The sequence below is a fragment of the Streptomyces sp. IBSBF 2435 genome (genome assembly GCF_036815005.1).
Taxonomy (GTDB): domain Bacteria; phylum Actinomycetota; class Actinomycetes; order Streptomycetales; family Streptomycetaceae; genus Actinacidiphila.
The window spans coordinates 48,932-72,232 of record NZ_JAJSYW010000008.1 but is presented as its reverse complement, the minus strand read 5'-3'; the positions used below and the strand labels follow the sequence as shown (position 1 = coordinate 72,232).

General features: G+C 72.2%; 24 protein-coding genes and 1 riboswitch. Of the genes, 11 read left to right on the top strand and 13 right to left on the bottom strand.

Annotated features, from left to right (window positions below):
* Nucleotides 1–268: 268 nt before the first annotated feature.
* Nucleotides 269–397 (bottom strand): putative leader peptide, encoded by a 129-nt coding sequence (locus V7E46_RS33790; protein ID WP_443053967.1) that lies wholly within the window; start codon nucleotides 395–397, stop codon nucleotides 269–271.
* Nucleotides 398–586: 189 nt separating this feature from the next.
* Nucleotides 587–701, top strand: a riboswitch (SAM riboswitch).
* 39 nt (nucleotides 702–740) lie between these two features.
* On the opposite strand from V7E46_RS33790, the gene V7E46_RS03235 reads away from it, so the two are divergent.
* From V7E46_RS03235 to V7E46_RS33785, 8 genes are all read left to right on the top strand, one after another.
* Nucleotides 741–899: a putative leader peptide gene (locus tag V7E46_RS03235; protein ID WP_329176017.1), complete on the top strand. Its 159-nt coding sequence runs from the start codon at nucleotides 741–743 to the stop codon at nucleotides 897–899.
* A gap of 144 nt (nucleotides 900–1,043) precedes the next feature.
* Entirely contained in the window at nucleotides 1,044–2,249 is a 1,206-nt protein-coding gene (locus tag V7E46_RS03230) for an LLM class flavin-dependent oxidoreductase (RefSeq protein WP_333766964.1), read from the top strand.
* 48 nt (nucleotides 2,250–2,297) lie between these two features.
* Entirely contained in the window at nucleotides 2,298–3,674 is a 1,377-nt protein-coding gene (locus V7E46_RS03225; protein ID WP_333766963.1) for an NtaA/DmoA family FMN-dependent monooxygenase, read from the top strand.
* Nucleotides 3,671–4,768: an LLM class flavin-dependent oxidoreductase gene (locus V7E46_RS03220; protein WP_333766962.1), complete on the top strand. Its 1,098-nt coding sequence runs from the start codon at nucleotides 3,671–3,673 to the stop codon at nucleotides 4,766–4,768. The genes V7E46_RS03225 and V7E46_RS03220 overlap by 4 nt, the downstream gene beginning before the upstream one ends.
* A gap of 14 nt (nucleotides 4,769–4,782) precedes the next feature.
* Nucleotides 4,783–5,913, top strand: coding sequence for an LLM class flavin-dependent oxidoreductase (locus V7E46_RS03215; RefSeq protein WP_333766961.1), 1,131 nt, complete (start codon nucleotides 4,783–4,785; stop codon nucleotides 5,911–5,913).
* The gene (locus V7E46_RS03210) at nucleotides 5,910–6,653 is read left to right on the top strand and encodes a flavin reductase family protein (protein ID WP_333766960.1); all 744 of its coding nucleotides are present in this window, start codon (nucleotides 5,910–5,912) and stop codon (nucleotides 6,651–6,653) included. Before V7E46_RS03215 ends, V7E46_RS03210 begins: the two co-directional genes overlap by 4 nt.
* A complete protein-coding gene (locus tag V7E46_RS03205) occupies nucleotides 6,650–7,543 on the top strand; it encodes a DUF1684 domain-containing protein (RefSeq protein WP_333766959.1) in 894 nt (297 codons plus the stop codon). The genes V7E46_RS03210 and V7E46_RS03205 overlap by 4 nt, the downstream gene beginning before the upstream one ends.
* A 73-nt stretch (nucleotides 7,544–7,616) precedes the next feature.
* Nucleotides 7,617–8,027, top strand: a complete 411-nt coding sequence (locus tag V7E46_RS33785; RefSeq protein WP_443053966.1) for a hypothetical protein — start codon at nucleotides 7,617–7,619, stop codon at nucleotides 8,025–8,027.
* A gap of 164 nt (nucleotides 8,028–8,191) precedes the next feature.
* Here the strand turns inward: V7E46_RS33785 and V7E46_RS03195 are convergent, their stop codons facing one another.
* From V7E46_RS03195 to V7E46_RS03185, 3 genes are all read right to left on the bottom strand, one after another.
* Nucleotides 8,192–8,701 carry a DUF6328 family protein gene (locus V7E46_RS03195; RefSeq protein ID WP_333766958.1) on the bottom strand — a complete coding sequence of 170 codons (510 nt, stop codon included), beginning with the start codon at nucleotides 8,699–8,701 and terminating at the stop codon, nucleotides 8,192–8,194.
* Between the two features lie 47 nt (nucleotides 8,702–8,748).
* Nucleotides 8,749–9,072 carry a plasmid stabilization protein gene (locus tag V7E46_RS03190; protein WP_333766957.1) on the bottom strand — a complete coding sequence of 108 codons (324 nt, stop codon included), beginning with the start codon at nucleotides 9,070–9,072 and terminating at the stop codon, nucleotides 8,749–8,751.
* Nucleotides 9,073–9,200: 128 nt separating this feature from the next.
* Nucleotides 9,201–10,274: a cation diffusion facilitator family transporter gene (locus tag V7E46_RS03185; protein ID WP_333766956.1), complete on the bottom strand. Its 1,074-nt coding sequence runs from the start codon at nucleotides 10,272–10,274 to the stop codon at nucleotides 9,201–9,203.
* Between the two features lie 506 nt (nucleotides 10,275–10,780).
* Here V7E46_RS03185 and V7E46_RS03180 point away from each other — a divergent pair.
* From V7E46_RS03180 to V7E46_RS03170, 3 genes are read left to right on the top strand one after another with little or no spacing between them, the layout of a single operon-like run.
* Complete coding sequence (locus V7E46_RS03180) at nucleotides 10,781–11,203, top strand: hypothetical protein (protein ID WP_329175993.1); 423 nt, start codon at nucleotides 10,781–10,783, stop codon at nucleotides 11,201–11,203.
* Between the two features lie 49 nt (nucleotides 11,204–11,252).
* The gene (locus tag V7E46_RS03175) at nucleotides 11,253–11,873 is read left to right on the top strand and encodes a twin-arginine translocation signal domain-containing protein (RefSeq protein WP_329175991.1); all 621 of its coding nucleotides are present in this window, start codon (nucleotides 11,253–11,255) and stop codon (nucleotides 11,871–11,873) included.
* A 13-nt stretch (nucleotides 11,874–11,886) separates the two neighbouring features.
* A complete protein-coding gene (locus V7E46_RS03170) occupies nucleotides 11,887–12,786 on the top strand; it encodes a MauE/DoxX family redox-associated membrane protein (RefSeq protein WP_333766955.1) in 900 nt (299 codons plus the stop codon).
* A 52-nt stretch (nucleotides 12,787–12,838) separates the two neighbouring features.
* On the opposite strand, the gene V7E46_RS03165 is transcribed toward V7E46_RS03170, so the two are convergent.
* The 9 genes from V7E46_RS03165 to V7E46_RS03125 all read right to left on the bottom strand — a co-directional run bounded on the left by V7E46_RS03165 (nucleotide 12,839) and on the right by V7E46_RS03125 (nucleotide 23,285).
* Nucleotides 12,839–14,221, bottom strand: coding sequence for an FAD-binding oxidoreductase (locus V7E46_RS03165; protein ID WP_333766954.1), 1,383 nt, complete (start codon nucleotides 14,219–14,221; stop codon nucleotides 12,839–12,841).
* 2 nt (nucleotides 14,222–14,223) lie between these two features.
* Nucleotides 14,224–14,547, bottom strand: coding sequence for a hypothetical protein (locus V7E46_RS03160; RefSeq protein WP_329175986.1), 324 nt, complete (start codon nucleotides 14,545–14,547; stop codon nucleotides 14,224–14,226).
* Entirely contained in the window at nucleotides 14,544–14,996 is a 453-nt protein-coding gene (locus tag V7E46_RS03155; RefSeq protein WP_333766953.1) for a cupin domain-containing protein, read from the bottom strand. The genes V7E46_RS03160 and V7E46_RS03155 overlap by 4 nt, the downstream gene beginning before the upstream one ends.
* Nucleotides 14,997–15,093: 97 nt before the next feature.
* Nucleotides 15,094–15,939: a response regulator transcription factor gene (locus V7E46_RS03150; protein ID WP_333766952.1), complete on the bottom strand. Its 846-nt coding sequence runs from the start codon at nucleotides 15,937–15,939 to the stop codon at nucleotides 15,094–15,096.
* 223 nt (nucleotides 15,940–16,162) lie between these two features.
* Entirely contained in the window at nucleotides 16,163–17,884 is a 1,722-nt protein-coding gene (gene tsrT / locus V7E46_RS03145; protein ID WP_333766951.1) for a tryptophan 2-C-methyltransferase, read from the bottom strand.
* 287 nt (nucleotides 17,885–18,171) lie between these two features.
* Nucleotides 18,172–19,407: an acyl-CoA dehydrogenase family protein gene (locus V7E46_RS03140; RefSeq protein WP_333766950.1), complete on the bottom strand. Its 1,236-nt coding sequence runs from the start codon at nucleotides 19,405–19,407 to the stop codon at nucleotides 18,172–18,174.
* 44 nt (nucleotides 19,408–19,451) lie between these two features.
* Entirely contained in the window at nucleotides 19,452–20,672 is a 1,221-nt protein-coding gene (locus tag V7E46_RS03135; RefSeq protein WP_333766949.1) for an acyl-CoA dehydrogenase family protein, read from the bottom strand.
* Nucleotides 20,673–20,706: 34 nt separating this feature from the next.
* Nucleotides 20,707–22,005 carry an ATP-grasp domain-containing protein gene (locus tag V7E46_RS03130; protein WP_333766948.1) on the bottom strand — a complete coding sequence of 433 codons (1,299 nt, stop codon included), beginning with the start codon at nucleotides 22,003–22,005 and terminating at the stop codon, nucleotides 20,707–20,709.
* On the bottom strand, nucleotides 22,002–23,285 hold the full coding sequence (locus tag V7E46_RS03125) for a lysine N(6)-hydroxylase/L-ornithine N(5)-oxygenase family protein (protein WP_333766947.1): 1,284 nt from the start codon (nucleotides 23,283–23,285) through the stop codon (nucleotides 22,002–22,004). The genes V7E46_RS03130 and V7E46_RS03125 overlap by 4 nt, the downstream gene beginning before the upstream one ends.
* Nucleotides 23,286–23,301: the final 16 nt, after the last annotated feature.

The window sequence follows — 23,301 nt, the reverse complement described above, 5'->3', positions numbered from 1 at the left end:
GTGGCCGGGCGCGGCCGTGGCGGGCCGGCCTGAGGTGTCGTGCTGGGTCATCGGGTTTCCCGTCTCGTCGGGGACCGCGGCAGCGCACAGCGGCGCGGCGGCCCCGCGCGGGGCTGCCGGACTGCCGCTGGGGGCTACCGGGGGAAGGCGGATTGAGGCGGTGCGGCCGCGCACGGCCCGGCCGCACGCCGGTGACCGGGCCGTGCGTCAATTGCCGAGGACGAGCGGGATCACGGGGCTCCGGCCGGATCGGCGGGCCCGCGGGCGGTCAGTGGACCGCGGTCTTTTCCGGACACAGTGCGCTGCTGACGCGGAGCAGATCGACGTGGCGCCGGATCACTCGGGTCTGAAATGAGCCACCGGGGCACAGCTCGCGGTCGTGCTGCGCTACGTCCATGTCCGTCCCCTCGCTCTCTCCGCTTCGCACTCGTCCGCCCTGCGTGAGGGCCCTATGCCTACAGCACGTTAACCGGAGGGCGGCGGTCAGACAATCCCCTGATGGCGCGAACACGGCGCAGAGCGAGCAGCGTCACTCCTGGCCGGAAGGGATTGTGTTCGACCGCGCGGCGGAGTTACCGTGCTTGCAGGTCATGAGTGTCAGCAACCAAGGCCCTGGCCGGCTGACCGGCAACCCTCCGTCGCGGCGGGGTGCTCCAGGTGACGACCCGGCTGAGCCGATGACGGCTCGGCAAGTGCGAACTCGAACAGGCGTGAGCCGATCGGGACCGGGAGGTGACGCAGTGCGGGCAACCGATGAGCGGTCGCTGCCCGTCGTCGCCATGTTCTCGCGACGGCACATCGACCTCCAGCGTGTCGCCGGCGCACTGTGTCCGGGCGTACCGACAGCCGTGCCGGAGCAGGGCCGCGGGCCCGCCGCACTGCCGCACACCGCGGGCTAGTTCCGCTCCACACCCCCGAGACCCACCCCACCTCCTTCGCATCCGAACCCCCCGGGACACCGTGCCCGCTGCGGGTCCCGTTCGGCATGCCTACGCCACGGCTGTTCGCTTGCGACCCCGTCCGAGCAGGAAGCGGTACGCCCCATGCCCAGCACCACCTCCCCACTCCACCTGGCCGTCGCCCTGGACGGCGCCGGCTGGCACCCCGCGGCCTGGCGGGAACCCGACGCGCGGCCCGCCGACCTCTTCAGCGCCCCCTACTGGGTCGACCTCGCGGCGGAGGCCGAGCGCGGGCTGCTGGACTTCGTCACCATCGAGGACTCCCTCGGCCAGCAGTCCACCCGCTACACCGGACCCGACGGGCGCACCGACCGGGTGCGCGGCCGGCTCGACGCGGTGCTGACCGCGGCCCGTATCGCGCCGCTGACCCGGCACCTGGGCCTGATCCCCAGCGCGGTGGTCACCCACACCGAGCCCTTCCACCTGTCCAAGGCCGTCGCCACCCTGGACTACGTCAGCACCGGCCGGGCCGGGGTGCAGATCCGGGTGTCGGGGCGGGCCGACGAGGCCGCGCACTTCGGCCGCCGTGACGTGCCCCGGCTGCCGGTCACCGAGCTGGACTCGCCGGCGGGCCTCGCGCTGCTGAAGGAGCTGTTCGGCGAGGCCGCCGACTACGTGGAGGTCGTGCGGCGGCTGTGGGACAGCTGGGAGGACGACGCGGAGATCCGCGATGTGGCCACCGGCCGCTTCATCGACCGCGCCAAGCTGCACTACATCGACTTCGAGGGCACGCTCTTCTCGGTCAAGGGCCCCTCGATCACCCCGCGCCCGCCGCAGGGCCAGCCGCTGGTGGCCGCGCTCGCGCACCGCTCCGAGCCCTTCCAACTGGTCGGCACGTCCGCCGACATCGGCTTCGTCACCCCGCACGACACCGCCCAGGCGGCGGCGATCGTCGCCGAGATCCGTACCGCGCAGGAGCAGGCGGGACGCGGCGGCGAGACCGTGCACATCCTCGCCGACCTGGTGGTGCTGCTCGACGACGAGCCCGGCCGCGCGGCCGAGCGCAGGGCCCGGCTGGACGCGGCACTGGACACGCCGTACGCGGGCGACGCCACGGTCTTCGCCGGTACGCCCGCCGAACTCGCCGACCTGCTGGAGGAGTTCGCGCGGACCGGGCCGACCGGCTTCCGGCTGCGGCCGGCCACCCTGCCGTACGACCTGGAGCGGATCACCCGCGACCTGGTGCCCGAACTCCAGCGCCGCGGCGCCTTCCGGCGCGAGTACGGGGCCGCCACCCTGCGCGGGCTGCTCGGACTGCCGCGCCCCGCCAACCGCTACGCCGCCGCCTAGAGCCACGGCACCGGCGACCCGCGCGACACCCCAGGAAGGTCACCCCGCATGAGCAAGCCCGTCAAGCAGATCCATCTCGCCGCGCACTTCCCCGGCGTGAACAACACCACCGTGTGGAGCGACCCGGCGGCCGGCAGCCATATCGACTTCAGCTCCTTCGTCCACCTCGCGCGGACCGCGGAGCGGGCCAAGTTCGACTTCCTCTTCCTGGCGGAGGGGCTGCGGCTGCGCGAGCAGGGCGGCGAGATATACGACCTGGACGTGGTCGGCCGCCCCGACACCTTCACCGTGCTGGCGGCGCTGGCCGCGGTGACCGACCGGCTGGGCCTGGCCGGCACGATCAACTCCACCTTCAACGAACCGTACGAGGTGGCCCGGCAGTTCGCCAGCCTCGACCACCTGTCGGCCGGGCGGGCCGCGTGGAACGTCGTCACCTCCTGGGACGAGTTCACCGGCCAGAACTTCCGCCGCGGCGGCTTCCTGGCCCGCGAGGACCGCTACGAGCGGGCCGCGCAGTTCCTGACCGCGGTCAAGGCGCTGCTGGACTCCTGGCAGGGCGACGAGATCGTGGCGGACAAGGAGTCGGGCACCTTCCTGCGCGACGCCGAGGCCGGGCGGTTCGCGCACCGCGTCAGCCAGTTCGACATCAGCGGCAGCTTCAACGTGCCGCGCAGCCCGCAGGGCCGCCCGGTGATCTTCCAGGCCGGCGACTCCGAGCAGGGCAGGGAGTTCGCCGCCTCGGCCGCCGACGCGATCTTCACCCGGCACGGCACCCTGGAGGCCGGCAAGGCCTTCTACGCCGACGTCAAGGGCCGGCTGGCCAAGTACGGCCGCTCGCCCGAGGAGCTGCTGATCCTGCCCGGGGTCACCTTCGTCCTGGGCGACACCGAGGCCGAGGCCGCGGAGAAGGCGGACCTGGTCCGGCACCAGCAGGTCAGCGGGCAGACCGCGGTCACCTTCGCGGAACGGCTCTGGAACCGCGACCTGAGCGGCTACGACCCGGACGGCCCGCTGCCCGAGGTGGAGCCGCTGCTCGACGCGGCCCCGATCGTCCGCGGCCGGGCCGACGCCGGCAGCCAGGACCGGCTGGCGACGGTCGCGCGCTGGCGGGAGGTCGCCGAGCGCAAGAAGCTCTCGCTGCGCGAGGTGGTCATCGAGGTGACCGGGCGGCAGTCCTTCGTCGGCACTCCGGCGCGGGTCGCCCGGGAGCTGGAGGAATTCGTGCAGGCCGATGCCAGCGACGGCTTCATCCTCGCGCCGCATCTGACCCCGGGCGGCCTCGACGAGTTCGCGGACACCGTGGTGCCGCTGCTCCAGGAGCGCGGGGTCTTCAGGACCGAGTACGAGGGCGAGACCCTGCGCGACCACCTCGGCCTGCCGGCACTCGCCCCGGCGGCCGGCACCCGTACGGAGGCGGCGTCGTGAGATTCCTGACCATCACCTTGATCGTGCACTCCCCGCACCCGGTCACCGGAGTGCGGAAATCCACCCAGGAGCGCTTCCGCGAGGTGATCGACAACGCGCTGCTGGCCGAGGAGCTGGGCTTCGACGGCTTCGGCGTCGGCGAGCGCCACGAGCGCCCCTTCATCTCCTCGGCGCCGCCCGTGGTGCTCAGCCACCTCGCCGCGCTCACCTCCCGCATCCGGCTGTTCACCGCCGTCACCACGCTCAGCCTGCTCGACCCGGTGCGCGCCTACGAGGACTACGCCACGCTCGACCACCTGTCGGGCGGGCGGCTGGAGCTGATCGTCGGCAAGGGAAACGGCACGGCGCAGCGCGAGCTCTTCCACGTCACCACCGACGACCAGTGGGACCGCAACGCCGAGAGCTACGAGCTGTTCCGGCAGATCTGGCGGCAGCCGAAGGTCACCGCCGGCCCGCGCTTCCGGCCGGAGCTGAAGGACGCCGAGGTGTGGCCGCGCCCCTACCAGAACCCGGTCAGGGTCTGGCACGGCAGCGCCACCAGCCGGGAGTCCGTCGACCTGGCCGCCCGCTACGGCGACCCGCTGTTCTCCGCCAACGTCACCAACCCCATCGAGCCGTACGCGGAGCTCGTCCGCCACTACCGCGAGCGCTGGGAGCACTACGGCCACGACCCGGCGCTGGCCACCGTCGGCGCGGGCAGCGCCGGCTACTACGCGGCCCGCACCTCGCAGGAGGCGCTGGCCGTCTACCGGCCGGTCTTCGAGGGCCATCTGGCCTTCCAGAAACAGCTCGGCGTCGAACCGGTCTTCGCCACCCTCGAGGACTTCGTCGAACGCAGCTCCGCGCTGATCGGCAGCCCGCAGCAGGTCATCGAGAAGGTGCACCGCTACCACGAGCAGTTCGGGCACACCGTGCTGCACCTGCACGCCGACGCCGGCGGCCTGACCGAGACCCAGCACCGCGACGCCCTCGAACTCTTCCAGTCCGACATCGCACCCGTGCTGCGCAAGGACATCCCCGACCCGCCCTGGGCCTGGGGTCCGGTCGGCATCGATGTCCCCGCCGGCCCGGCGACCGCCGCCCCCAACGCCTGACAAGGAGCACCGTCGTGGCAAACACCCCGCTCGCGGTCCTGGACCTGGTACCGATCTCCACCGGATCCACCGCCGGCCAGGCACTGCGCAACAGCATCGACCTGGCACAGCACGCAGAACGGCTCGGCTACGCCCGCTACTGGTTCGCCGAGCACCACCTCAACCCGGGGGTGGCGGGCACCTCCCCGGCCGTCGTCCTCGCGCTGACCGCCGCCGCCACCAGCACCATCCGGCTCGGCGCCGGCGCCGTACAGCTCGGGCACCGCACCGCGCTGTCCACCGTGGAGGAGTTCGGGCTGCTCGACGCCCTGCACCCGGGCCGCTTCGACCTCGGGCTCGGCCGCTCCGGCGGGCGCAACCTGCCCAACTCGCGGCCGCCGGTGCCGGTCGGCGCCCCGCCGGTGGTGGACGGCCGCACCGCCAACGGGCTGCGGGTCCCGGCGCCCTTCTCCTTCGAGAAGCTGCTCGGCTCGCCGCGGTTCGCGCTGCACCAGCGGCTGCTGACGCTGCCCGGCGCCGAGTCGCAGGCCTACGACGAGCAGATCGCCGACATCCTGGCGCTGCTGGCCGGCAGCTACGCCACCGAGGACGGCATCGAGGCGCACGTCGTGCCCGGCGAGGGCGCCGAGCTGCAGGTGTGGATCCTGGGCAGCAGCGCCGGCATCAGTGCCCAGGTCGCCGGCGCCAACGGCCTGCGCTTCGCGGCGAACTACCACGTCAGCCCGGCCACCGTACTGGAGGCCGCGGAGGGCTACCGGGCGGAGTTCGTACCCTCGGCCGAGCTGGAACAGCCCTACGTCAGCGTGTCCGCGGACGTCGTGGTGGCCGAGGACGAGGACATCGCACGGGAGTTGGCCACCGGCTACGGCCTGTGGGTGCACAGCATCCGCAGCGGGGCGGGCGCGATCCGCTTCCCGACCCCCGACGAGGCCCGCTCGCACGCGTGGAGCGAGCAGGAGCGGGACCTGGTGGCGGACCGCGTCGAGACCCAGTTCATCGGGACGCCGCAACAGGTCGCCGACCAGCTGGAAACACTGCGCGACGCCACCGGCGCCGACGAGCTGATCATCACCACCATCACCCACGACCACGCCGACCGGGTGCGTTCGTACGAGCTGCTGGCCGAGGAATGGAAGCGACGATGACCACCCAGACCCGGTTCGAGGAACAGACCCGGCCCGCCGAGCGGGCCACCACCGACGAGCAGCGGCGTACCGACGACCAGCCGCGTACGGACGAGGAGCGGCGTACGGACAGGGAGCCGCGCACCGACGAGCAGACCCGCACCGGCGAACGGGCCGCGGCCGGAGGGAAGGCCGCGGCCGGCGAGCAGCCCGGGCCCGCTGAACACCCCTTGTCCCCGGGCGAATTGCGGCGGGTCTTCGGCGCCTTCCCCACCGGGGTGACCGCGGTGGCCGCCCTCGTGGACGGCATACCGGTGGGCCTGGCCGCCAACTCCTTCACCGCGGTCTCGCTCGACCCGCCGCTGCTGTCGGTCTGCGTCGCGCACACCTCGACCACCTGGCCGCTGCTCGCCGACCGCGCCCGGCTCGGCATCACGGTGCTGTCCGCCGACCAGGAGCGGGCCTGCGCCCAGCTCGCCGCCCGCAGCGACGACCGCTTCACGGGCCTGGACTGGCACGCCACCGAGGACGGCGCGGTGCTGCTCGACGGCGCGGGCGCCTGGTTCGACACCAGCGTCGAGCAGCACATCAGGGCCGGCGACCACGACATCGTCCTGCTGCGCATCCACGCCCTGGAGGCCGACCACACGGTGGCGCCGCTGGTCTTCCACGGCAGCAGGTTCCGGCGGCTGGAGCAGACCGCCGCCCAGAACGAGGCACGCCCCACCCCGCGCACCACCGGAACCGAGGAGTCGTCATGACCGCACAGGCAGAAGAGACCGACCGCGCCGCCTTCGCCCAGGACTGGGAGCGGTGGCACGCCGAGAAGGAGAAGGCGCTCGCCGGCCCGCACGGCTTCCTCGCCATCACCGGCCTGCACTGGCTGGACGCCACCCCCACCCGCTTCCCCGACGCGCCCGGCGCCTGGTCGAGCACCGACGAGGGCGTCGTGGTGGAGCTGTCGGACGACGAGGAACTGGCCCTGGACGGCCAGGTCCTGCACGGGCGGCACAGCTTCGGCGTGATCGAGGAGCGGGTCAGCCTCTACCCCATCGCGGGTGACGCGGCGATCGAGGTCGCCAAGCGCGGCGGATACGACATCCTGCGCCCCCGGCACCCGGAGAACGGCCTGCGGCTGGCCTTCACCGGCACCCCCGCCTACGCCCCCGACCCGCGCTGGGCCCGCGCCGGCCGCTACGTGCCCTTCGACGAGCCGCGGCCGACGACGGTGGGCGCGGCGGTGGAGGGCCTCCAGCACGTCTACGACGCCCCGGGCCAGGTCGAGTTCGACCTCGACGGCACCACCCACCGGCTGACCGCCTTCAACGGCCACGCCCCGGGCAGCCTGCTCGTCCTGCTCACCGACGCCACCTCGGGCGTGACCACCTACGCGGCCAACCGGGCGGTGTCCATCGACGCGCCCGACGCCGACGGCAATGTGCTGGTCGACTTCAACCGGGCCTCCAACCTGCCCTGCGCCTACACCGACCTGGCCACCTGCCCGCTGCCGCCGGCCGAGAACCGGCTGACGGTGGCGATCGAGGCCGGCGAGAAGATCCCGACCGCCCCGGTGGAGAAGAACCGGTCCGTCCCGGCCCGGGCGACCGGCCCCGGGGCCACCGGGACCGTCCCGGACGGGGAGACGCCGTGACCGCCCCTGACCACGGCGGCAGCCGCCGGCTGCACCTGGCCCTGGCGCCCCGCTGGTCTTCGCCGAGGCCGAGGTGCTGCTCGACACCGACCTGCCCGCCGCGGAGCGGCTCGCCCGGTTGGAGGAGTCGGCGGCCTGGCAGCCGGCCGGGCGGCTGCGCCACGTCGGCCCGGCTTCCGGACTGACCGCGCTGCTGCGGGAGCTGGCCGCCGACGTGGACGGCGTACGGCTGCACCCCGCGGAGCTGGGCGCCGACCTGCGGGTGCTCACCGGGCAGGTGCTGCCCGCACTGGCCGCCGACGAGTGGACGCGCTATGTCCGCACCCGGGCGGCGGACGGCTTCAACATCGTCCCCCACCTGCTGCCGTCGTCGCTGACCGACATCGTGGACACGGTCGTCCCCGAACTCCAGGAGCGCGGCTCGTACCGGACCGCGTACGAGGGCACGACGCTGCGCGAGCACCTGGCGCTCCCGCCGCTGTAGGAAGTCTGCGCGAGCAGACGGGTGTGCGGGAGGCGTCCGGGGGGGGGGGGGGGGGGGGGGGGGGGGGGGGGGGGGGGGGGGGGGGGGGGGGGGGGGGGNCCCCCCCCCCCCCCCCCCCCCCCCCCCCCCCCCCCCCCCCCCCCCCCCCCCCCCCCCGCTCGTGCTCAGTCCTGGTCCGGGCCCGGCGTGCTCCGGTACCTGGCCCACAGCGGGATGCCCAGCCAGCACACCGAGAACCAGAGCACCATCACGCCGGCCAGCCAGGCCGCGCCCGTGTCGTGGATCGCCAGCCGCAGGACCAGCAGCAGCGAGCAGGCTGTCGTGCACAGCAGCAGGAACAGCCCGACCACGGTCATCCGGGACGCCCACACCACGGTCTCGGGCTTCACGCGGCGGCCGGTGAGCAGCCGGTGCATCGCCACCGGGCCGATGAGGGCGCCGGTGGTCGCCGCGCCGACCACCACGGTGGCCACGTAGAGGTGCCGGTCGGTGTCGGACAGCTGGGGGAAGCGCTGCTGGAAGACCACGGTCAGCAGGAAGCCGAAGAGGATCTGCACCCCGGTCTGCGCGACCCGCAGCTCCTGGAGCAGGTCGCCCCAGCGGCGGTCCGCCCTTTCCTCGGCGGTCTCCCGCCGTCCGGTGTCGTCCGTCCGGTCCGACTCGTGTCCTGCCATGCCGCGTGGTCCTCCTCCGGTAGGCGCTGCCCCGGCGGGGGAACGCGTCAGCGCCCGAGCGCCCTGCTCAGCTCGGACTTCGTCATCGATGAGCGGCCCTTGACGTTGCGCTGCCGGGCCTCGTTGTAGAGCTGCTCCTTGGTGGGGCCGCCGGGTCCGGAGTGCGAGCGCTGCCCGCCCCGCCTGGACGACGACATGTCCGTGACGGAGCTGCGGCTGGCGGTCTTCGACTCGCCCGCGCGGGCGCGCTCCTTGTTCACCGTGCGGGCGGCGATCTCCTCGGCCCGCCTCTCGGACTCGCCGCGGTTCTCGGCGCTGTCCTTGATGTGCTCGTACTGGCGCTCGCGCTTGGGGCTGGAACCTCGGGGCATGACGGCCGCCTTTCACGTGCCTGCGGTGCTGTGCCGGCCGGCCGGGGAAGGCCGGCCCACCCATGCGGTTACCCGGCTCCGGCGCGCGGGTACGCGGCCGGGCGATATTCCGTCCGGATGGTGCCATGTCACTGCTGCCGCGGTCCTTCCTGCAGCGGGTCCTGCTCCTCGACGGCCCGGTCGACTTCCTGCTTGCGTGCGTGCGCCCGTGCGCGTTCGTCGCGGTCCGCGTCCACGATGTCGAGGAAGATCTCGCCGAAGCCGGGGTGCTTGTCGCGCAGGTCGCGTTTGATCCGCTCGCTGACCTCCTCGACCTCTTCGCTGTCCAGGCCCGCGTGCAGGTCCACCCGGGCCGCCAGCAGCGCCGAGTCCACCCCGAGGCGCATGGTCAGCAGGACGGCCACGGTGTCGATCTCCTTCTGCTCGGCGAGCATCTCGTACGCCTCCTGCTGAAGGCGCGGGTCGACGGCCTGGCCGACCAGGAGGTCGCGGGCGGAGCGGCCGAGCAGGTAGGCGACGAGGATCAGCAGCAGCGCGATGGCCAGTGCCGCGCCGGCCTCCCACTGCGGCGCCCCGGTGAGCTGGTGGCCCAGCACGCCGCCGGCGGCCAGCAGGACGCCGAGCACGGCTGTGGCGTCCTCGGCGAAGACCGTACGCACGGTCGGGTCGGTGCTCTTGGCGACCTCCTGGAACAGCGAGCGCCCGTGCGAGCGGGCCCGGCCGCGCAGCTGGACGACCGCCCGCAGCAGCGAGGCGCCCTCAGCGGCCAGCGACACGCCCAGCACGACATAGGTGATCAGGAAGCTCTCGGAGGCGTCCGTCTCGGGGGAGAGCCAGCCGTGCAGGCCCTGGTAGAAGGAGAAGCAGCCGCCGGTGACGAAGATGCCGACGGCCGCGAGCAGCGCCCAGAAGAAGCGCTCCTTGCCGTAGCCGAAGGGGTGTTGCGCGTCGGGCTTGCGCTTGCTGAGGGGGACGGAGGCCAGCAGGAACACCTCGTTGAGGGTGTCCGCGATCGAGTGCGCCGCCTCGGCGAGCAGGGCGGGGGAGCCGGTGAGGGCGCCGGTGACCGCTTTGGCGATGGCGATCGCCACGTTCGCCAGCAGCGCGATCAGTACGGTTCCCTTGGTCTCGCCGTCGTCCTTCCCGCCTCCGGCAGCCGGGGCGTGGTCTTCACGGGTCTCCGTGCGGGTGTCGGAAGTCATGGGCGGGCCTCAGCTACCTCGGGTCGGCACGGGGGGTGTCGCGGCTGGTGTGCAGGACCCGGCTACCCCGCGCGGCGGCCGGTACGCGTGGCGCCGGGGGCGAACGGCGGCCGGGCCGTGCGCCGTTCGCCGGCCCGGCCGGGCGGGCGCCACGGGGGGCGTGCGCACGCGAACGCGCGTAGAAACGGTTGTGCGCCCCCTTCCGAACGCGCGTAGAAGCGCGCATCATGGCCGTGTTCCACCCTGCACTGCCGACTCATCCGACGCATACGGCACAGCAGAGGCCCGCCCGAGGCAGCTCCCGCAAGCGCGCACCGCCAGGTACGGCACGGCGTCACCCCCTCGCAGCACCGCAACGGCGCGGAGCACTCCCGCTCGACGCTTGTCATGGGCGCGTAATCACTCGGCACCTCAGGACACCGCCGCGGCCCCCCGTTCCGCGGTGCCGTCGTATGTGTTGTCATGCGCAGGTCATAAGACCTGCGCCCATGCGAAGGGAACACGACATGGCCTGCGGATCGACCTCCCTGTGGGCGGGCGAAGCCACCTGGTTCTGCTGCGGCAACGCCTGGGGCTCCTGCGGCAGCGCCGGCACCGGCGCGTGCGGCACCTGCCAGTCCAGCAAGAACATGGCCGCCTGGCCCAACCTCTCGGCCGCCTGCTGGGACATCACCCGGCCCGACCTGTGCGGCGAGAACATGCCGCGCCGCACCTGCGGCGCGGTGGTGAACGTCCGTCACCAGTGCTCGGGCGCCGCCGTGTGCGTGACGCTCGCCGACTGCGGGCCGCGTACCAAGAGCTTCTGCGGCGAGTCCGCGTGCTGCAACGGCGCGTGCCGCACCAACCGCGTCATCGACCTCACCCCCGCGGCCTTCACCGCGATCGGCAGCCTCAGCTCCGGCAAGCTGCCCGTCTACATCTACGAGTGACCTCCCGCCCGGTACATCCACCGGCACCACGCGAGACAGGAAGGACGACATGAGCCACACCCAGGAATCCGGCGGGCGTCGCCTGGACCGGAGGCGTTTCCTCACCACGGCGGCCATCGGCGGCGCCACCATCGTGGGCGCGTCCGCGCTCGGCGGGCTCGACGCCGAGGCCGCGTTCGCCGAGCCGATGCCCTCGCTCGACGCGGCGATCCCGGCGGCCTTCGCCGAAGGCCGGATCGTCGCCATGAACCGCAACGTCCTGGACGTCGCCGGCTCCCACGGGGAGCGGCACCTGATCCAGCTGACCAACGCCACCAGCATCTGGAAGCTGCGCACCACCACCGCCGAGGCCATCGAGGTCGGCGACGGGCTGTACGCGCGCGGGGCGGCCATGCCCGACGGGACGATCGCGGCGGACGCGGTGTGGGTCAACATCGTGAACGTCTACGTCACCATCCGCGGCATCGCCAAGGACCGGCTGCACCTCACCCACGGCAACGACGAGCTGGTCGGCCGGATCGTCCCCGACACCACGACCGCGTCCTACCTCGGCGGGGCGCTCACCGCGGACCTGTCGCGGACCCGGATCGGGCAGGAGGCGCAGGTGCTCGGCGCCTGGCGGCCCGCGGACGGCTCCATCGACATCGCCCGCGTCTCACTCGGGCACTGAGGGAGTCGGTGCGATGATTCCGCTGGTCTCCAACCTCGCGCCGCTGGTCTGCGGGCTGCTGCTCGCGCTGACCGGCGCGGCCAAGCTCTTCGGCCGGCAGACCGCCCGGCTCGCGGCGAACACCGTGCTGGTCCGGGTGCTCAACGACGGCCGGCGCGCCACGCTGGCGCTGCGCGCGCTCGGCGGGCTCGAACTGGCCCTGGCGGCGGCCCTGCTGGCGGCACCGGACGCGCTGCTGCCGGGCATCGCGACGGCGCTGCTCGGCGCCGGCTTCACCGGCTACCTGGCGTACGCGAAGGCCACCGCGCCCGAGTCGTCCTGCGGGTGCAGCGCCAGTGACGAGGGTCCGATCGGGGCCCGCTCCTTCACCAGGGCCGGGCTCGTGATGGCCGGCGGTGTGGCGGCGGCGGGCGCTGACAGCGCCTGGTGGTCGGAGATCTCCCGGCGCCCCGGCGGCTCCGCGCTGGTCCTCGCCGCGGCGGCCGTCCTGCTGCTCGGCCTGGCCGCCGACCTGGACCGGGTGTGGCTGGTGCCGCTGCGCAAGGCCAGGATCAGGGTCTTCGGTAATCCGCTGCCGTCCGGGACGGGAGAGCGGGTACCGGTCGCCGCGACGGTGCAGCTGCTGGAGAACTCCCTGGCCTGGCAGACCGCGATGCCCGTGGTCCGCTCGGCGCTGCTCGACCACTGGGACGACGAGGGCTGGCGGGTGCTGCGCTACGCGGGCGCCTACCAGGACGAGCGCGGTACGCACCCGGTCAGCGTGCTGTTCGCGCTCGACCTCACGCTCAGCGTCGACACCTCACCCCATCCTGCGGTCCGGGTCTCGCTGATCGACGAGGAGACCGAGGAGGTGGTCCCCGCCTCCGTCCTGACCCCGGTCCCGCGGCGTACGGTCCTGCCGCTGGCCAACTGACCGCAGGGCTCCCGGCCGGGACGCGCCGTCCGGCCGGGAGCCCCGCGGCAGGTCAGAAGCCGATGGCCTGCGGGAAGCGGAAGAGCCCCTCCGGGTCGACCCGCCGCTTGACCTCCACCAGGCGCGGGTAGTTGGCGCCGTAGTAGGCGGTGCGCCAGTCCGCCAGCTCGGGATCGATGAAGTTCACGTAGGCGCCCTCCGCCATGTACGGCGCCACCGACTCGCGCAGCTCGGCCAGCCAGCGCAGATGCCTCGGCACCGCCTCGGGGCCGTCCTGGTCGGCCCAGGAGGTGTCCATGCTGACCAGGTAGTTCGCCTCGCGCTGGGCGAACGCGGTGTCGGCGGACGCGACCTTGTTGACCGCGCCGCCCCAGCCGAAGAGGGCGAAGCCGCCGCCGTCCGGGTTGCTGCCGCCCGGCCAGCGGCCGAGCCGGGCCAGGACCTCGGCGACGGCCTCGGGCGGCAGCGGGTCGACGGCGAAATTCGTCCGGGCCGCGAACGCGCCTTCCGAGGTCTCGTGCAGCAGGTAGTCCTTCGCCTCCCAGAAGGTGCGGTCGGCGATGTCCTGGCGCAGCGGCTCGGCCACCGACAGGACCGGGTCGAGCAGGTCGCGCAGCTCGCTGGCCGGTCCCAGGTGCAGCCCGACCGCGGAGACGGTGACGCCGGACCCTGTGGTGCTCAGGCCGAGCCGGATCGAGCACTCCTCGGGCGCCTGCCGCATCACCTCCTGGAGCACCGCGAAGACCTTGGGCGCGTCGGCGCCGTCCCACAGCAGCAGGCAGGTCGAGGCGTCGGAGACCGGGAAGGCCTGGTAGGTGAAGGACACGTTGATGCCGAAATTGCCCCCGCCGCCGCCGCGGCAGGCCCAGAAGACGTCCGGATTCCGCTCCGCGTCGCAGGTCAGCAGCTCGCCGTCGGCCGTCACCAGGGTGGTGGCGACCAGCGCGTCCGCGGTGAGCCCGTACTTCCGCGAGGTGGCCGCGGAGCCGCCGCCGAGGGTCAGTCCCGCGATGCCCACCGAGGCGCCGTTGCCCAGCGCGAACGCGATCTGCTCGGGCTCGACTGCCGCGTAGACGGCGGCCATGCTTGCCCCGCCCTCGGCCGTGACCCGCCCGCTCGACCCGTCCGCGGTTACCGTGCCGAGCGCCCTGAGGTCCACCACGAGGCCGGAGTTGACCGAGTAGCCGGCGTACGAGTGGCCGCCGCCGCGCGGCACGATCGGTACGCCCGTGTCCCGCGCCCACTCCACCGCGCGCCGCACGTCGGCGACGTCGGCGACGCTGACCACCCCGGCGGGCACGGCCTTGGTGAAGCGCTTGTTGAACGGCACGCTGGAGGAGTGGAATTCCGCGTCGCCGGGCCGCAGTACGCGGCCCGTCACACTCTTCTCCAGCCGCCGCCAGTCCGCGTCCGAGGGGATGTCAGCCGGTGCCACGCTCAGGCCACCTCTTCGATGTAGGAGACGCCGGTCGCGGCGTGCGGGCCGTACCGCTCCCACGCCTCGTGCAGCCGCAGCCGGCCGTCCTCGGTCAGTTCCGGGGTGTTCACGGTCCGCCCGCAGACCACCTCGCCCGAGGCGAAGACGATGGTGTAGCCCATCGAGAGCGTCCCGTCGGGCCCGCGGGTGCCCGCCGTCCAGCCGCGCCGGATCGCGCCGCCGGCCACCTCGCCCCAGACGAAGTCGTCCTGCTGGTGGTAGACGGCCTCGGTGCTGGTGTCGCCGTCCGGCGCGCGGAAGCGGCGCCCCTCGTAGTCGATCACGACGCCTGCCCGGCGACGGCGGGAGCGGCGGTCGCCACCTCGGGGGCGGCGGCCGTCCCGCCGGCCTCCCGCTCCTGCCCGTCGAGGAATTCCGCGGACATCGCCGGGTCCCACCAGATCGCGTAGTAGGCGAAGTCCTCGTCGTGCTCGTTGACGACGCTGTGCTGCACGTCGGGCCTGATGTACGCCAGGTCGCCCGCCGCGATCTCGTGCCGCCTGCCGTTGGCGACGACGGTGCCGCGGCCGGACATGACGATGAAGATCTCCCGGTCGTGGTGGCCGTGCACCTCCGACACGTCGCCCGGGCGCAGGACGCACCAGGCGCCGCGGAAGGGTGTGTCCAGCCCGGGCCACGGGTGGAGCAGCTTCAGGTCGAGCCCGTGGGCCCTTTCGAGGTGATCCGGCTCCATGGTGCGGATGGTCACGTCGGCGTGCTCGTGGTCGGTCAACGTCCCGCTCCGATCGGCGTCCTTCGAATGGGTGGCCGTGCGACAGCCTTCAGGCTAGAATCCGGCGACTCCCGATCGACAGGGGAAGTCTTCCCTTTCACATGGGAATCTGCGGCTGGGAAGCAGGAATACGCATGCCCAGCGGGTTTCCCGGAGTGCCGTGCTGGATAAAGGGCGCTGACGCATGCCCGAGGCCCGCGTCCCTGGCCAATACAATGGCTTGTGCCCGATCGGCGACACCGAGCTTGCCGAAGATCGCCGAGACCCGATTGCTGATGGTCTTGGAGGCGAGTGCGAGTTCCTTGGCAATGGCGGCGTTGGACTTGCCCGCCGCGATGCGTTCCAGCACGTCCCGCTCCCTGTTGGTGAGCTGGGGGAACGGGTAGTAATACTGCCCGGTGGCCGGACGTATCAGGACGCTGAGCCGGTCGGCTATCGACTTGTCCACGATCGCCTCACCGGCGGCCACGGCCTGGATGCCGCGCAGGATCTGGTCCGCGCTCGCCCGTTTGATGAGGTAGCCGCGCGCCCCGGCGTGCAGCGCCGAGGTGATGGCCTTGTCGTCGTCGACCGAGCTGAAGACCAGCACGCCCGTACCCGGTGTCATCCGCAGTACCTGGCTGATGACCTGCATACCTGCCGGTTCGTCCATCAGCGGGTCGACCACCAGGACGTCGGGCCGGCAGCGCGAGGTCTCGGCGAGCACCTCCTCGGTCGTGGCGGCCTCACCGACCACCCTGATGCCGGTCGACCGCTCGAGTACGGATCGGACGCCGTGCCGGATCGCCGGCTGGGCGTCGGCGAGCAGGACGGTGAGCGGAGCAGGAATCGGACGTAACGGCAGGACTCCCCCTTCCGGGCGACGGCCCGAATTATCCCGACAGATGTCGGGGTGTTGCGGGAGTTGCCAATGTAATCTCGTGGTGTTTTCCTGCTGGCTCATGTGCCCCTCTAAATTCGATTTCCCCCAACTTGCTGTTCATGGTGGCTCAGGGTCGACCGGTACCAGGATGCGGCAGGGAACACCGGACCGCAAGGGCTTCAGTGCGGCTCCGTGATACGCCGTAGGCCATTAATGGCGCCGGCCTACGGCGTATCACGGGTCGCGGACACGGACAGTCGTGAATTCACGTACAGGTGTTTCAGTGGAATATGTGAACAGGGCATTACACGTCGGCGGGCTCGGCCATGCCGCCGTCCTTGGCGCGGGCCAGGATCTCCTCCCGTTCCCGCCAGTGGGACCAGAAGGCGCCGGTGTAGCCGAGCCCGCTCAGGCCGGTGAGGAACGGGTTGTCGGCGTAGTTGTTGTCGTGCTCGCTGGAGCCGGCCAGCGTCGGCAGCATCACCCGGAAGTAGTCGGCGGGGTCCACCAGGTCCCACAGCAGGTCGACCGACGGGCTCCAGCGCGCGGAGGGGTCGCCGACCGCGGCGGAGTCGGCCGGCAGGTCGGGGGAGAAGTAGCAGACCAGCCGGAAGTCGCCGTGCTCGTCGAACATGAACTGCCGCTCGTACTCCACGGGACCCGAGCACTTCGACAGCGGCTTGAGCACGATCGGCCCGGTGGCGGTGTTGGACTGCAGACCCGGCACCGTACGGACCCCGTCGCACTCCGCGGCCATCGCGATGCCCATCGGCGTGTACGGGAACAGTCGCAGCCCCAGCGAGAAGCCGGTCACCGTGGCGTCCAGCGCCATGAAGGCCTCGACGCAGGCCCGCATGCTGTCCGGCGTCTCGCCGGGCATCCCGAACAGCGCCTCGACCATGGTGAGGATGCCGTGCTCGCGGCACAGCCGGACCAGCCGCTCGGTGTCGGCGAAGTCGTAGTAGGTGGTGCCCTTCTCGGTCACCTTCCAGCCGGTCAGCATGTCCGGCCTGACGTGGTCGGAGCCGACGTTCACCCCGCGGCAGCCGGCCGCGGCCAGCAGCGCGGCGAATTCCTCGTCGAACGGGCTGGGCTGGCAGTAGACCCACAGCCGCAGCCCGCCCAGCGGGTTGGCCGGGTCGGAGTGCCGGCGGCGGACGATCTCCCGCAGCACGTTCTTGGCGTGCGAGACCGACAGGTTGAACTCGCTGTCGGTGGTGTGCTGGTCGAGGATGCCCTGCGCGGCCAGCGACTCCATCTCGTCTACCACCGCGACCACCGAGCGCTGCCCGAACGAGGTGCCCTTGGCATCCGGCTCCACGCAGTGCGAGCAGCGGTAGGTGCAGCCGTTCTTGGTCAGGATGCTGCCGAGCCCGCCGCGCTGGTAGTACATCAGGTTGTCCACCTTGTACGCGGCCCCCGACCGGCGGACGTACGACGCGGTGCTGTCCACCTGCCACACCCGGGGCTCGAACTGCCCGGTGGGCAGCGGGACCACCGTCTTCCCGTGCCGTGCGGTGAGCACGGCGGGCGGCACCCGCACGACGCCCTCGGCGGTGTTGCGCAGCAGCCCGGGGACGGTGCCGGGGTCGCGCCCGGTGAGCAGCGCGTCCGCCAGGTCGCAGATGATCTTCTCGCCCGGCCCCTTCACGCCGAAGTCGATGCCGAAGTAGTCGACCAGGGCGAAGGGCATGGTCGAGAAGCCGATGCCGCCGGCCACGATCGGGGCGTCGGTGAGCCGCTTGAGCTCGGTGATGATCTCCTTGTGCTCACCGACGAAGGGGCGCTGCTCGAAGGCGTAGACCGTGTCGGTGTTGCGGATGGTGACGCCGACCAGCATCGGGTCGCGCTCGGCGAAGTACTCGGACAGGAAGGACTTCCAGTCCTCCCGGTGGAAGGTGAGGTCCAGCACCTCGACCTCGAAGTCGGCGGCCTCCAACGAGGTGGTGAGCACGTCGAGCGCGTAGGGCGCGATCGGTGGGTGCACCTTGTTGGGGTTGACCAAAAGCACAAGACCTCTGCTCATCGGGTCTCCTCCCCGTGGCCTGCGCACAGGCGAATGACCGCTGCGGGCGCCGCTCCTGGGCAGGGCGGAGCAGCAGCGACCGCGGCTCTGGTGTGGTGGGTGGTGCCGGACGTCCGGGCGCACCGGACGGGCACGGGATGTACGGAAACGTGCTGGGCGGGGCGGGCGGGCCGGACGGGCGGCCCGCCCTGGGCCGGTCGGAGCGGCCGGATCGGTGGGACCCGCTGGGCGGCCCGGATCGGGTGGGACCGATGGACCGGCCGGACCTTTCGGGCCGGCCGGGCGGCCTAGACGATGCCGAGGCTGATGCCGAACTCCGGTCGGCCGCCCACCAGGTAGGCGCCGGCGGACTGGAGGATGCGGTCCTGGGCGATCAGGTGCTGACACATGGTCGTGGTGTCGCGCAGCCAGCGGTCCATGGGTGAGGACCGGTTGATGGACCAGGTCTGGAGCAGGTCGTAGAGCCGGTTGACGATGGAGCGGGCGGTACGGAAGGCGTGCAGCCACGCCAGCGGCGAGGCGGCGCGCTCCTCGGGGGTGAGGTCGTCCAGGGTGCCGCCGGCCTCCAGCACCTCCCACTGGCGGGTCATGCTGCCGTAGACGCCGTTACGCGTCGCGTTGAAGTCGGCCTCGCACTCGGCGATGGTGACCTGGACGCGGAAGCTGTCGGACCAGGCGGTGCCGGTCATCCGGTCCACCCGGGTGGTGGCGATCTCCCGGGCGTGGTCCAGCGCCGCCCGCGCCACCCCCAGCGGCACCCCGCACATGGCGCGGGTGAAGGCGTCCGGCTGGGAGAGCGGCGAGGGCCGGCCGTGCACGACACCGAAGCTGTACGTGTGCTCCTCGGGCACGAAGACGTCGGTGATCGTGTAGTCGCAGCTGCCGCTGCCGCACAGGCCCGTGGTGTGCCAGTTGTCGATGGTCACGACCTGCTCGCGCGGCACCATGAACTGGCGCGACTCGTGCGGGTTGCTGCCGTCGGGGCTGGCGTAGGGCTTGCCGTCCTCGAAGACGAAGCCGCCGGAGGTCACCCAGTCGGCGTGGTCGATGCCGCTGCCGAACGGCCAGCGGCCGGTCAGCCGGTAGCCGCCCGGCACCTTCTCGGCCCGGCCCGAGGGCTGGAGCAGCCCCGCGGTGATCATGTCGGGGCGCGGGAACATCTCCTTGGCGACCGCCTGCTCGATGAAGTTGCTGTAGATACCGGTGTTGGCGCCGATCACCGCGCACCAGGCGGCCGAGGCGTCGCCGTACGCCAGCTTCTCCACCACCCGCGTCTGCTCGACGGAGGTCAGCTCGGGGCCGCCCCACTCCCGGCCCCAGCACATGCCGAACACGCCGGTGCCGCGCAGCAGTTCCACCACGTCGGCGGGCAGCCTGCGGTTCTGCTCGATCTCGGCCGCCCGCTCCCGCAGCACCGGGGCCAGTGCCTCGGCCCGTGCCAGGATCTCGGCCGCGGTCGCGGGTGCCCGGTCCTGCGTGGTCCCGGTCACCGCCATGTCGTCGCCCCTCAGCTGGTTGGTCATGCGGACTCCTCCTCCCGACCCGGTCTGCGGCCCGGCCGTACGTGTCATGTGGTGATGCCGAGGCTGATCCGGAACTTGGGCCGCCCGCCCAGCAGGTAGGCGCCGACCGACTCCAGGACGACGTCCTGCGCCGTGAGGTTCTGGCACATCGTGGCCGTGTCGCGCAGCCAGCGGTCCATGGGTGAGGACCGGTTGATGGACCAGGTCTGGAGCAGGTCGTAGAGCCGGTTGACGATGGAGCGGGCGGTACGGAAGGCGTGCAGCCACGCCAGCGGCGAGGCGGCGCGCTCCTCGGGGGTGAGGTCGTCCAGGGTGCCGCCGGCCTCCAGCACCTCCCACTGGCGGGTCATGCTGCCGTAGACGCCGTTACGCGTCGCGTTGAAGTCGGCCTCGCACTCGGCGATGGTGACCTGGACGCGGAAGCTGTCGGACCAGGCGGTGCCGGTCATCCGGTCCACCCGGGTGGTGGCGATCTCGCGGGCGTGGTCCAGGGCGGCCCGCGCCACCCCCAGCGGCACCCCGCACAGCGCCCGCATGAAGGACTCCGGCTGCGACAGCGGGCTGATCCGGCCCCGCGGCTCGTAGAAGGTGAAGGTGTGGTTCTCGGGCACGAAGACGTCGGTGATCGTGTAGTCGCGGCTGCCGGTGCCGCACAGGCCCGTGGTGTCCCAGTTGTCGAGCGTCTCGACGTCCGCGCGGGAGACCAGGAACTGCCGTGACTCGTGCGGGTTGCTGCCGTCGGGGCTGGCGTAGGGCTTGCCGTCCTCGAAGACGAAGGCGCCCGAGTTCACCCAGTCGCTGTGGTCGATGCCGCTGCCGAAGGACCAGCGGCCGGACAGCCGGAACCCGCCGGGCACCCGCTCGGCGTGCCCGGCCGGGGCCAGCACACCCGCGGTGACCATGTCCTGCCGCGGGTAGACCTCCTTGACGATGTCCTGGTCGAGGAAGTTCGCGATCAGACCGGTGTTGGCGCCGATCACCGCGCACCAGGCGGCCGAGGCGTCGCCGTACGCCAGCTTCTCCACGACCCGGGTCTGGTCCATGGAGGTCAGCTCGGGGCCGCCCCACTCCCGGCCCGAACACATCCGGAAGACGCCGGTGCCGCGCAGCAGTTCCACCACGTCGGCGGGCAGCGTGCGGTTCCGCTCGATCTCGGCCGCCCGCTCCCGCAGCACCGGGGCCAGCGCGCCGGCCCGCGCCAGGATCTCCGCCGCGCTGTCCGGCTCCCCGGTGTGGGCCGGGGCCGTCGCCGTGGTCGTCGTCATGTGTCCGTTCCCCTCGCGTGTGCGGTCTCGCCGTTCACTCGTCCACGTCCAGCAGGCCGGCCGGCATCGCGAACGGTGCCTGCGGGTCGGCCGGGCCGACCGGTTCCGTGACCAGCCCGACCAGCGCGGCGGCCCCCGTCAGCCGGTCCTGGCAGCCGGGCACGTCGTCGGCCTCGCACACCACGAAGGAGTGCCGGGCCAGATAGCCGCCGGGCGGCAGCCGCAAGGTGCTGCCCGGTTCCGCCATCGGCGCCGCCGCCACCAGGCCCGGCGCGTCGCCGGGCTCCGGCACCCGCACCGACCGCAGCAGGCAGTCCTGCTCGGGGATGCCGAACCTGATGCCCGCCACCGCCCGCCGGGTCGGCGTGATGTCCGGGCGCTGCCCGGTGGCCACGTCGAAGAGCACCTCACCCGGCTCGATGCCGGTGGCGATCCTTCCCAGGTACGGGATGAGGTCGCCGCCGAGCCGCCCGTTGATCTCGATGATCAGCGGACCGCGGTCGGTCAGCCGTACTTCGCTGTGCGTGATGCCGTCCTCGATGCCGAGCGCCTGGTGCGCCCGCGCCAGGGTCCGCATCAGCTCCTTGTCCTCCAGCAGCGGGTCGGCCGCGTCCACCGAGTGGCCGATCTCCTCGAAGTACGGGTGGTCGCTGCTGTACTTGCGGGCCACGAACAGCGGCAGGTACTCGCCCTTGTGCACCGCTCCGTCGATGCTGATCTCCGGGCCCGGCGCGTACTCCTCGACGATCGCGCTGGCGCGGTAGGGCCCCGGGTCGACCTCGCTGGCGGCCAGCGCGACCCGGAAGGCCGCGTCCAGCTCCGCCTCGTCGGCCGCGAAGACCACCCCGATGCTCGCGCCCATCGCCCGCGGCTTGAGCACCACCGGGTAGCCGATCCGCGCGGCCGTCTCCCGGGCCTCCTCGACGGTGGTGGTCAGCCCGAACCCGGGCTGGTGCAGGCCCGCCGCGGTCAGCTCGGCACGGGTCAGCTCCTTGTCCCGGCAGCCGCGCACCCCGCGGGCCGACAGCCCCGGCACCCCGAACTCGGCGGCCAGCAGCCCCGCGTCCAGCACCAGCGGCTCGTCCCAGCACATCAGGGCGACGACATCGCGGCGGGCGGCGAGTTCGCGCGCCGCCGCGCCCATCACCTCGGAGTCGAAGACGTTGGCGACGACGACCTCGTCGAAATACTCCTGCTGCCAGGTCGGCTTCAGGTTGTTCAGCAGCACCGTGTCCAGCCCGGCCTCGCGCGCCCTGCGGCTGATCGGCGCGACCAGATACTCCCGGTAGACCTTCAGCCCGCTGCCGATCACGAGCAGGGTGCCGCGGCTCATCGGGCGGCCCCGACGTCGGAGGTGCTGCGCCGGGTCAGCAGGTCGGTGACGATGTCGTGGCTGCGGTGGGCCAGGACGCTGATCAGGGAGTCGGCGATGCCGTGGGTGGCCTCGTTGACGCCCTGGAGGTAGACCGCGCCAGGGGTGGCCGCGCCGAGGTCGACGCGGTAGTTGCGGCTGACGGTGACCTCGTCCAGGCCCGCGTGCTCGGCCAGGTCGCGGATCAGCGCGGGCATACGGGCGTCGTACCCGGTGCCCAGCAGCACCAGGTCGCAGCGCAGCGGCGACTCCTTGCCGGTCCTGCGGTCCCGCAGGTCGAGCACGACGTCGCCGTCCTCGATCCTGGCGCCGATGATTTCGGTCAGGGCGCGCACCTCGGAGCGCTGTGCGCCCAGCATCCGATTGCGGTAGAGCATGGTGTACAGCTCGTCCAGGAATGGCGGCGCGAGGCCCGCGTAGTTGGTGAAACGCATTTCGTCCAGCACCTGCGAGCGCACTTCCTGCGGTGTGTCGTAGAAATCGTCCACGAAGGACGGGAAGAACAGCTCGTTGACGAATTTGCTGGTCTGGTAGTTCTGGAGTCCTATCGAACGGACGATCATGGTGATCTGGCTCTGCGGCAGGTTCTCGTGCAGGGCGTAGAACATCTCCGCGGCGCTCTGCGCCCCGCCGACCACGACCGCGCGCAGCGGCCGGTCCTTGTCGATCTGCGCGATACGGCTGCGGTAGGTGGAGCTGTGGATGACCCGGTCCGCGGGCAGTTCGGTGAAGGGGGCCGGGACACGGGCGTCACGGCCGCCGCCGATGACCAGGTCACGGCAGCGGATGGTGTCGCCGTCGGTCAGCGTCACCGTCCATCCGACGATGGCGTCGTTGCTGTCGCGGTCGGGCACGATGCTCGACGCCTTGGCGCTGTAGCGGATCTGCACCCGCTCCAGCGAGGTGGCCACCCACTGGAGGTAGTCGGAGAACTCCCACCGGTAGGGGTGGAAGGTGCCCAGATTCACGAACTGGTCGAGTCGGCCGTTGTCGTGCAGGAAGCTGAGGAACGAGAATTTGCTGCGCGGATTGCGCAGGGTCACCAGGTCCTTGAGGAAGGACACCTGGCTGCGGGCCCAGGGCATCAGCAGATCGCGCTGCCATTTGATGTCCGGAGCCTGTTCGAGCAGCAGGGTGTTCTCGGCCAGCTCCGTGGAGCCGGACTCCTCGATTGCCGCTGCGAGCGCCAGATTCGCCGGGCCCGCACCGATCGCCAGAACATCAACCTCGCGGTGAGTCATATTGCCCCCTCGATGT